11 protein-coding genes are annotated in these 10,352 nt (G+C 32.2%); all 11 read left to right on the forward strand.

Annotated features, from left to right (window positions below):
• Positions 1–17 precede the first annotated feature (17 nt).
• Positions 18–446: a type IV pilin protein gene (locus ACUUYC_RS21905; protein WP_474269413.1), complete on the forward strand. Its 429-nt coding sequence runs from the start codon at positions 18–20 to the stop codon at positions 444–446.
• A gap of 4 nt (positions 447–450) precedes the next feature.
• The gene (locus ACUUYC_RS21910) at positions 451–939 is read left to right on the forward strand and encodes a hypothetical protein (protein WP_474269414.1); all 489 of its coding nucleotides are present in this window, start codon (positions 451–453) and stop codon (positions 937–939) included.
• On the forward strand, positions 929–2,350 hold the full coding sequence (locus tag ACUUYC_RS21915) for a GspE/PulE family protein (RefSeq protein WP_474269415.1): 1,422 nt from the start codon (positions 929–931) through the stop codon (positions 2,348–2,350). Before ACUUYC_RS21910 ends, ACUUYC_RS21915 begins: the two co-directional genes overlap by 11 nt.
• A 3-nt stretch (positions 2,351–2,353) precedes the next feature.
• On the forward strand, positions 2,354–4,267 hold the full coding sequence (locus ACUUYC_RS21920; RefSeq protein WP_474269416.1) for a type II secretion system protein GspD: 1,914 nt from the start codon (positions 2,354–2,356) through the stop codon (positions 4,265–4,267).
• Between the two features lie 2 nt (positions 4,268–4,269).
• On the forward strand, positions 4,270–5,460 hold the full coding sequence (locus tag ACUUYC_RS21925) for a hypothetical protein (protein ID WP_474269417.1): 1,191 nt from the start codon (positions 4,270–4,272) through the stop codon (positions 5,458–5,460).
• Positions 5,460–5,978 (forward strand): hypothetical protein, encoded by a 519-nt coding sequence (locus tag ACUUYC_RS21930; protein WP_474269418.1) that lies wholly within the window; start codon positions 5,460–5,462, stop codon positions 5,976–5,978. The genes ACUUYC_RS21925 and ACUUYC_RS21930 overlap by 1 nt, the downstream gene beginning before the upstream one ends.
• On the forward strand, positions 5,968–6,930 hold the full coding sequence (locus ACUUYC_RS21935; protein WP_474269419.1) for a hypothetical protein: 963 nt from the start codon (positions 5,968–5,970) through the stop codon (positions 6,928–6,930). The genes ACUUYC_RS21930 and ACUUYC_RS21935 overlap by 11 nt, the downstream gene beginning before the upstream one ends.
• 10 nt (positions 6,931–6,940) lie before the next feature.
• Positions 6,941–7,426, forward strand: a complete 486-nt coding sequence (locus ACUUYC_RS21940; protein ID WP_474269421.1) for a hypothetical protein — start codon at positions 6,941–6,943, stop codon at positions 7,424–7,426.
• A gap of 6 nt (positions 7,427–7,432) precedes the next feature.
• Entirely contained in the window at positions 7,433–7,930 is a 498-nt protein-coding gene (locus ACUUYC_RS21945; protein WP_474269423.1) for an OmpH family outer membrane protein, read from the forward strand.
• 11 nt (positions 7,931–7,941) lie between these two features.
• Positions 7,942–8,529 (forward strand): hypothetical protein, encoded by a 588-nt coding sequence (locus ACUUYC_RS21950; protein WP_474269424.1) that lies wholly within the window; start codon positions 7,942–7,944, stop codon positions 8,527–8,529.
• A gap of 280 nt (positions 8,530–8,809) precedes the next feature.
• On the forward strand, positions 8,810–10,352 hold a 1,543-nt coding region (locus ACUUYC_RS21955; protein WP_474269425.1), incomplete at its 3' end, for a hypothetical protein.

Below are 10,352 nucleotides of genomic sequence, written 5' to 3' on the forward strand. Positions count from 1 at the left end.
ATAAAAATCAAATACAAATGAAGGAGAAAAAACCCATCCCGAAAAAGCAGTCTTTGTGGCTGAAAGGATACTCTTTAACTGAAATTCTTATTGTGTTGTGCATCATCGGAATATTGATTTATTTAGTATTGCCAAATCAGACACAAGCCGTTGTGCAAGCACGTGCTATTGAAGCAAAAACGACGCTCAACTCGTTATATTCATATCAACGAAATTACTTTTTTACACACGCTAAATATTCTTCTAGTTTTGACGATATCGGATTCGAAAGAGAAGTCACAATTGATAATGGTGGACAAGCTGTATATCGTATAGAAATCATTGAAGCTAGTATCAATAGTTTCAAAGCGCGCGCGCAATCGATTCAAGATTTTGATGGAGATGGAAATTACAATACTTGGGAAATTGACCACAAGCGAAATTTAAAAGAAGTCGTAAGAGATTAATCTTTTGAAAACAATTGTGACCATCGTATTAATCGTGGTATTTGTAATCATCACTTTTCAAGATTTCAAATACAGAGCCATTCATACAGTTACCATTATTGGTATCGGTATTGCAGCCAGCATTCTAAACTACCTCGAACCAAAACTTACATTTTTTGACATGCTGCAAAGCATCAGTTTTTTAATGATTACAAGTATTGCATTCATGATATATCAAACAATAAAAAATAAAGAATTTCAAAATCCTATTGATCAATCAATTGGACTGGGTGATTTGCTGTTTTTCATAGTCATAACACCTTTGTTTCAAGTACATCAATATGTATTGTTTTTTAGTATTGGATTAATCATTTCGGTTGTGCTATTTATAATTTCAAAATCAATTTTAAAAGAACAAACCATTCCATTAGCAGGATATTTATCCTTTTTACTCATTATCTGTTTTGGTTTGAAAATGTTGAACATTGTAAATCCTTTTTTCCTTGAACTCTAACAGTCAACATATCACTATTTCTATAACGCAACAGCAAATTGTAAATGCTGAACTCGCCAATCATTATCGAATTATTCCATTTGATGAAGATGTGAATCGTATTTCTTTTTATACCGATAAAAGCGAAGCTGATCGTGAAAAATTAATCCAAGAATTACAATTGTTATTGGATAAGAAAATTGTGATTGCGTTTGCAACTACAGAAGTGATTCAAAAAGCATTGGCAACCTATTATAGAACGAGTGATAATGAAGTAACAACTTCAAATTCATTAGATCAATTAAGCACAGATTTCTTAGATGAATTATTGCATGAAGCGAAAGGAATTAGAGCAAGTGATATTCACATTGAAATATTTGAAGAAGAAGCACGCGTTCGGTTTAGAATTGATGGTTTATTGATTGAGAAATATAAAATTCAGACTGAGAATTATCTAGAATTAATTAACAAAATAAAAATCAGATCCAACTTAGATATTACTGAAAAACGTTTGCCGCAAGATGGAAGAATTAATGTAGAAACTTTTGATATTCGTGTTTCTATTTTACCAACACACTATGGTGAAAAAGTAGTGATGCGTTTATTAGGAAGAGATGCTTCTCACCTAAACTTAAATGCTTTAGGAATGGACGCAGAAGAACAAGAAATATATAAAATTGCGGTCAAAAAAACTAATGGAATTATTTTAATTAGTGGTCCAACTGGTTCAGGAAAAACGACAACATTATATGCTACTTTAAAGCACCTGAATCATTCCAAAACAAATATTGTCACTGTTGAAGATCCGATTGAATATACATTGAAAGGCATCAATCAAGTGCAATTAAAAGAAGATATCGGGCTTACATTTACGGCTGCATTACGTTCGTTTTTACGTCAAGATCCAGACATTATCATGTTAGGAGAAATTAGAGATGCACAAACGGCTCAAATGGCTATTAGAGCTTCACTTACAGGACATTTAGTGCTTTCTACTATTCATACCAATTCTGCATTAGGAACCATTTCACGATTGATTGATATGGGCGTTCCTGCATTTTTAATCGCGGAAACGCTCAATATTTCTATTGCACAGCGCTTGGTGCGAAAGCTTTGCGAAAACTGTAAAACAGAAACAATTCTTAATGTGGAAGATTTGCCAAAATCATTACGAAAAAATAATACGATAACACATCAACATACCGCGAAAGGTTGTAACGATTGTTACTATACAGGATATAAAGACAGAACTGCAATTTATGAAATGATTGCCATTACGGAAGACATTGCCGAAGTAATAAAACAAGAACGCATACAAGAAGCCAAAAAACATATTGATCAAGAAAAAAGTTTGGCATACAAAGCATTACAATTATTCAAAGACGGAATTACCTCATTAGAAGAAGTGTATCCAATTTTATTAAACTCCTAAAACATGTATAAGCACTATATATTCATACTCCTATTTCTATTTTCTGGATGGACATTTGCACAACAAAAGAATGACTGCCGAGAAAAATTAGAGACCTTATCTACGGAAGTTAAAGCGTATAACAAAACGATGCAAGTTGAAGTTTCTGGCATTACCTTATACGATTTTATTTCTGCAATTGCGGATGAACACAAACTTAGTATTGATGTTGATACAGAATTAGAACAACTGATTTCTAGCAATTTTTATGATGTTCCTGTGAAAGAAGTATTACTCTTCTTAGTCGGAAAACATGAGTTGGAAATGGACGTGAAAGGTAAAATATTGGTCATTAAGAAAAAGGAAGTAGTTCCAGAAATCCCTAAACCAATTCCGCCAAAGAAAATAGACGTTCATTACAATAAAGAAAATGATTTTCTTTCTATAAAGCTGAAAAAAGATTCTATTTCTAGTGTAGCGAAGGCAATTACAGATGCTTCTCAGAAGAATATTATTTTGTCTCCTTCTATCAAGAAAAAAACGATTTCCGCATACATTCTTAACCGTCCATTTGACCAAGTATTAGAAATGATGGCAAAGTCAAACGACTTGATGATTACGAAAGATGAAAACGATTTTTATTATATCGATAAGAGTGATATTGTTATCAAAGACAATCCAACTACAAAAAAAACGAGTCGTAAAAGAAGCGTACAAAAGAAAAAAGGAACGAATACAAATAATGGAGAATATACACTTTCCATTGATAAGAAAGGTTTTTTATCTATCAATGCTTTTGAAGCAGATGTACTGAGCATTTTGGTGGAAGCTGCGGAAAAGTTGAACATTAATTATTTCATGTATGACAAACCTGAGAAAATAACAACAACATTACTTGCTACAGGAATTACATTTGAAGAGTTATTAGGGCATGTTTTAAAAGGAAAAGAATACACGTATAAAAAGGTAGATGAAACATTCTTGATTGGAAAACACGATACAGACGGCATTAGAAAAACAGTCTTAATTCAAATGGAAAACAGAACTATTGAATCTGTAAAAACAACATTTCCAAAAGCATTAGTTCAAAAAATGGACATCGTAGAATTCATAGAACTCAACGGTTTTGTGGTCACAGGTTCAGACATTCAAGTGCGAGCTATGCAGGAATTTTTAAGAGAAATTGACAAAGTAGTTCCTAATATTGAAATTGAAGTGATGATTGTACAATATCAAAAAGGATATGAAGTGCAAACAGGTTTTCAAGCTGGATTAGATGATAACAAACGAACAACTTCAGGCGTATTATTTCCAACTTCTGATGTACAAGTAAATGCGAATTCCGTAAACAAATTAATTGATGCGTTCAACGGGCTTGGTATTGTGAATCTTGGAAAAGTAACCGAACGTTTTTATCTCAGTTTAAAAGCACTCGAAAACAACTCATATATCAAAGTAGAATCGACGCCAAAATTGGTAACCTTAAACGGTCATGAAGCCAATACTTCTATTGGTGAAACAAGCTATTACTTTGAGCAACAAAATCAATTAGTGCCAACTGGCGTTAATAACAATATTTTACAATCGGGACAATGGAAATCTACGGAAGCGAATTTGAGTGTTCGTATCAAACCTTTTGTTTCAAAAGATGAACATGTAACGCTTGAAATTTCGGTAGAACAAAGTTCATTTTTGGGAAGAGCTGGTGAAAACGCGCCTCCAGGAAAGGCAACACGAAAGTTTGAATCAATGGTTCGAGTAAAGAATAACGAGATGATTTTACTTGGTGGATTGGATGAATTGGAGAATGAAAATTCAGGAACAGGAACACCTTTCCTCTCTAGAATCCCTGTCATAAAATGGTTTTTTAGCAGTCGAAAAAAGAAGAAAGAAAAATCAAAGCTTCACATTTTAATTAAACCAACAGTTACGTATTAATCATGTTTGAAAAATTAACACATATCATTCCTTTAAAAAGCACATTTCAAGTGATAGGAATTCATTTTCTGAGTGAAGGTGAAGCGCAGTTTTATGTGTTGACAATTCACAAAAAACAAGATGAATTTTCTATTGGAAAACGATTTGAAACAAAACAATTTGAAGACATTTTTAAAGAAATTGAAACAAAATATCCTGTATTACTGCACTTTTCTGGAATTGGTATTTTAAACAAGCGCTTAGAACGTGCGGTGAATTACAGACAAAAATTACTCTTCAAATCAAATCCTGATGATTTCTATTTTTATGAGTTGCACCAAGAGAAAACAATTTTTGTATCGATGTGTCGAAAAAAGATCATTGATGCGTATTTGGAACAACTTGAAGCAAAAAAATATCATGTAATAGATATTGCAATTGGACCTTTTGTGACGTATGCATTGCGTTCATTCTTATCGAATCAGGCAATAACTTCTAATTTGTCAAATGTTATTTTAACACAAGATAAAATTGCTGATTTTGAAGTGTTAGATGAGGTACAAGAAAACAAGTCATATCAAATAGATGATTTAAACTTTTCATATAAAGAAATTGCGCTTTTTGCAATGATTTTACAATATCATATTCAAGAAGAAGAAATACAATTTGAAGCACCTTTTTTAGAAGAAAATAACACAGGTTTTACCTATTATAAAGCAACAAAAGCTACTTTGATTTCAGGTGTTGTGATATTGTTACTCAGTATTTTAGTTGGGCAATTTTTGTTAGATGCATATCGAACAGAAGCTTCTCAAAAACAAGCTATTGTTGCTGAAGTGAAAGGCGCTCAAGAACAGTTAATCGTTCTTAAACAGCAGAAAGAAGATAAAGAAGAAATTATTGCAACTTCTGGGTTGTTCAATCCTCAATTTTTGACACAATATTTTTATGAAATAGGAAACTCAGTTCCTCAAAATATAAAGCTTTCAAATATGAATATTACGCCCGTAACTAAGAAAATACGAGCTGATAAAGAAGTAAGTTTTTTTAAGAAGCAAATTCATGTAGAAGGACGTACTACTAACGATGACGATTTTGAACAATGGATTGCTTCATTAAACGAAAAATTGTGGGTAAAAAAGACTGAAATAGAAGATTATACGCAAGTAAGAAGATCGAAACAAAAATCATTTATAATACATATCTATTTCTAATGATAACATCACTTTCACATAAACGTCGTTTTTTCTTAGTTCTCATTGTACTGATCGTGTTGATTTTTGCAATGTATAAAAAGACATATAGCCCAATTTTTCAATTGCGAAGTGAATTGCAATCTTCAGAAAAACTGATGGCAAATTCAGAAGCATCTTTTGACAAAATTCAAGCATTACAGCAAGAACTAAATGGCTTAGACATGATTATTGGTAATTCACAAAATCATGCCTTAGTGCAACAAAAAATATTGCGTTTTATTACAAATAGCTCACTAAATATTAATGTGGTTTCTATGGAAGATACTCATGTTTTTGAAGAAGATATTTTTACCGTTTTTACAAATAAAATTGTTCTAAAAGGAACGTATGAAAATTTATTAAAACTGATGTATACAATGGAAAAGGAATTTGTCGCTTCTAAAATTGCAAGTGCAAAATTTGTTTCCAAGAAAGATTATAACACCAATAAAACAGAATTATTACTAGAACTATATTTTCAAAATTATGGCAAATAACAATAAACTTTTAAGCCTACTGATTCTTCTATTATGTATCTCATGTGATGATATTTTAGAGGAAAACATCTCAGATGATTTAATCACACCAATTACACCGACTTCAGAAAGTGTGATAACAAACAATGTAATTAACTTTTCATGGAATGCTTCGGACGGAGCTGACGATTACCGATTGCAAATATTAAATAGCGATCAAAACAATTTACTTGTATTAGATTCGTTGGTTTCTGTAACATCATTTCAACACTCGTTAAATCCTGGGAACTATGAATGGCGAGTGCGTGGAGAAAATTTCGCCTATGAAACAGCATATTCTTTCCCTATTTCATTTAGCGTTGTTGCTTCTTCTGATTTAACGAATCAAAGCGTGATTTTGAATACGCCAACTGACAATTTATACACAAATTCTACCAATATAGTCTGTACATGGAACGCATTACAATTTGCAGATTCATATTCGTTTGAGTTGATTAAAAATTTAAATGGACAAACTACAGTTATACCGCCAACGGAAATTACAGCCACAAGCTATAGTATAAATACGAGTGTTTTTGATACAGATGCGGAATATATCTGGAAAGTAAAAGCTATTAATGCAGCAACGGAAACAATGCTTACATCGCGTTCTATATTTTTAGATCGTCAAGTACCAAATCAACCTTCATTGGTTTCTCCAGCAAATGATGAAATCATTACAACGATAGACATTGATTTTAATTGGACACTTGGACAAGATAGCGGAAATGTACAATCAGAAATTCAAAGTGTTTTAGAAATTGCACAAGATGCTAATTTCAATGCTATTGTAGAAACAATTCCTGTAGACAATGGAACCTCTCAACAGGTTTCTATTGAAAACATTGGAACTTATTATTGGCGTGTCCGTGCAAAAGACAATGCGCAAAATGTAAGCTCGTATAGTATTTCAAGATCATTTACAACTGAATAATTTTAACAATTTGAAAACGAAAAAGTATCTAAATATCGGATTAATTCTCTTAACTATTTTCATTTGGGGCGGAATCGGCTATACTTTTTTTTACAAGAAAGAAATGCCAAAAACGAATGCATATGTTCCGAAAACGGCAACTAATGTAGATTTTTCGATTCGGAAAGATACTTTTGATTTGGATGTAATTAAAAACCCTTTTTCAAATACCATGAGAGTTCCCAAAAAAGCTTCTCAAACAATTAAAAAAAGTTCAAGTCAACAAAAAAAAAGAAGTATTCCTATAGTTGTAAAATGGCCTTCAATTTCATATCACGGATATGTGGTTCAAGAAGGAAGTACTAGAAAATTAGGAATTTTAAAAGTTAACGGAAAAATTACTAGAAAGAAAACACAAGATATCATTCTGAATGAATTCAAAATTAAAAGGATATATGAAGATTCAATTCAGCTAACATATAAAAACACACTCAAAACATTTCAAAAACAAAAATAAAGACAAATGAAAACATTAAAAATTCTTCCATTGGTAAATATCAGCCTTCTGATTGCAGCGATCATTTTCGTAGTTATTAAATTTAATGATACACCGAAAAAATATGGCTATGTAGACAACATTTCATTGTTTAATAAATTTAATATGGCGAAAGATTTACACGATATGACATTACCGCAATTAAACGCACAGAAAAAGAAAGTAGACAGTTTATATCAGGTATTACAAGCGCAAAAAGATCCGAAATTAGTGAATGAGTTGAAACAACGTGTATACGTTCAAAATACGCACTTACAAAAAATGGATACTGAGTTTAAGCAAGAGATCAATAGAAAAGCTTGGGAACGACTCAATAACTATTTAGAAGAATTTGGAAAGCAACAAAACGTGCATTTGATTTTTGGTATTCAAGGTTCTGGAAACATCATGTATGCTGACGAATCTTTTGATTTGACTGCTGAAGCCATAGAATTTGCTAATGCAAAATATGAAGGAAACCAATAAAAAATAAACTCATGAAAAAAATCATTTTACTATTCAGTGTCGCGATTTTATGTTTTATATCGTGTAAAAAAAACAAAAATGAACGTGTTATTACGGAAGATTATAAGTTTTTTAATTTAGCGGTTGATGGCTGGAAATCAAAGAAGATAAATCAATATATCAATTCAATAAATTATACAGCTACTGAAGTTCCATTGCATTATTACATACTAAAAGAAAACGAACAAATTGAACCAAAAGCAGTTGATTCGATCTTTAAATTACATGAAAAAGAACGTGTATTAGAAATTGAGTTTCATCATGATGAAGAACAAGACTTATTGCAAAAAGAGTTCACTAATTTACCATATGATAAGGCAGTGGAATATATGGCATTCAAAATTAAGAAAGATTTTAAGGTTGTGACGAGTTCGAATGATACCATTATATGTTCGGGAGTTTTGTTTGAACGAAACTTTAAAGTTGCTCCATTTAAACGAGCTCTATTATATTTTGGGACTGTAGATCCGCAGGAAGAAATTCAATTAATCTATAACGATCAATTATTTGGAAACGGTTTGATGAAGTTTAATTTCAAATCACAACCGCTAAAATTGTAAGTAAACACCTCTAATTAGGCTATTTTTTTAACGCTTATATAATAATTGCTACGCTTATGAACTCTGTACTACACAATTCGACATAAATACATACTTTAGCACACGTAGAATAAAACCCATCTTGTTTCTTTCCCCAAAAAGGAACAAAAATTCCTCAAAAAATAAATTCATTGATCAGCAACTTCGTTCTGAAATCACTTCAGGCAGAGCTTGTATTGCATTCCCCATTTTATATATCAAAAACATAAAAATTTAAGTTTAAAATAAAACTTAGTGATCAATGATGATACAGCATATTAGAACCGGAAAATTTTCTAAGGTTTTGTCTTGCTATTTAGCAATTCAATTGGTATTAACAACCATACAGCCTTCACAACTATTCGCGCTGACCAGTGGTCCGTCGCAACCCGAATTTAACTCTTTTACACCAATTGGAACTTCTGATATGGTGAATATAAATTCAGGGAGTTTCAATTACAATATTCCTATTATGGATGTTGGTGGCTATCCACTTAATTTAGCATACGATGCTGGTATTACCATGGATCAAGAAGCTTCTTGGGTTGGACTTGGTTGGAACCTTAACGTAGGACAAATAAACCGAAATGTTCGTGGAGTTCCTGATGATTTCAAAGGTGATGTGATTACTTATGAAAACAGTATGAAAAAAAATAAAACTGTCGGAATGACGCTTTCTTTTAATCCGCAAATTTCTGGAACTGAATTTAGTTTCTCTGGAAGCACAACACTGACACACAACAATTACGAAGGTTTTAGTTTTACGCCTTCATTTGGGTTGTCATATAAATTCTCTAGTGGAACAAGTATTGGAATGAATTTATCTCCTTCGGTAGAAAATGGTGCAACAATGACGCCAACCGCTACACAAAGTTTTTCTCAAAAAGGAAAGGAAACAGAAAACCTAGCTGTAGATGGAATAAGTCATAATGTTGGTATAGGAATTGCGAACAATAGCAGACAAGGATTAAGTAATTTTAATATCAATACTTCCTCATCAGCAAAAGTTTTTAAAACTTATGTAGATAAAGGGTATGGTACTATGTATGATACTTCTAATAGTGGAAGCATGGGAAACTTATCTTTCATTGATAATACTTTTACACCAGCAAAAAGAACAGCATATCATAACGAAAATTACACTTTCAGAGCTTCATTTGGTGGACAAGCTGGTCCTTTTAGTTATGAAGCAGGTGTTTCTGCTTTTTATTCTGTACAACGATTAAAAGATCAGGTAAAGCCTGAAAAAGCATATGGTTATGAATTCACGGAAAGTGCTTCATATGATGATGTGTTAGATTTCAACAGGGAAAACGAACGTATGGTGACAAAAAGTACATTAACACTTCCGGTTGTAAACTACACACATGATATTTATCACATACAAGGACAAGGAATTGCAGGGCAATTTAGACCGTTTAAAGGACAATCGGGCTTTGTATTTAATGAACGTGTAGAAGATTCAGGTGATAGTTTCAGTTTAGGCGGTGAAATAGAAGGTGGTTGGGGATTTAGAAATGGTATAGATATTCACTATTCTCCTACAAAAAGTCATACGGGCGTTTGGGATACGCCTGCGCGTTATAAATTCCAGCCAGTAACAGATAACACTGTTGATTATGAAGCAACGTATTTTAAAGCTATTGGGGATTTAAGTATTGACAATGATCAAGAGTTATATGAATCTGCATTGTCAGGTGAAAAACCAATGTCTTTAGTTTTATCACCTTCAGGAAGAGCTTATAATAAAGAAGCCATGAGTGTTTTTAATGTAAAAGAATACATGCCTAACAACACCGCAGAAA

This window comes from Kordia sp. E (assembly GCF_056033805.1).

Bases quoted from the DNA above. Each gene is read 5' to 3' on its own strand.
- ACUUYC_RS21920 (WP_474269416.1), top strand. From the start codon at position 2,354: ATGTATAAGCACTATATATTCATACTCCTATTTCTATTTTCTGGATGG.
- ACUUYC_RS21950 (WP_474269424.1), top strand. From the start codon at position 7,942: ATGAAAAAAATCATTTTACTATTCAGTGTCGCGATTTTATGTTTTATA.
- ACUUYC_RS21935 (WP_474269419.1), top strand. From the start codon at position 5,968: ATGGCAAATAACAATAAACTTTTAAGCCTACTGATTCTTCTATTATGT.
- ACUUYC_RS21925 (WP_474269417.1), top strand. From the start codon at position 4,270: ATGTTTGAAAAATTAACACATATCATTCCTTTAAAAAGCACATTTCAA.
- ACUUYC_RS21930 (WP_474269418.1), top strand. From the start codon at position 5,460: ATGATAACATCACTTTCACATAAACGTCGTTTTTTCTTAGTTCTCATT.
- ACUUYC_RS21945 (WP_474269423.1), top strand. From the start codon at position 7,433: ATGAAAACATTAAAAATTCTTCCATTGGTAAATATCAGCCTTCTGATT.
- ACUUYC_RS21905 (WP_474269413.1), top strand. From the start codon at position 18: ATGAAGGAGAAAAAACCCATCCCGAAAAAGCAGTCTTTGTGGCTGAAA.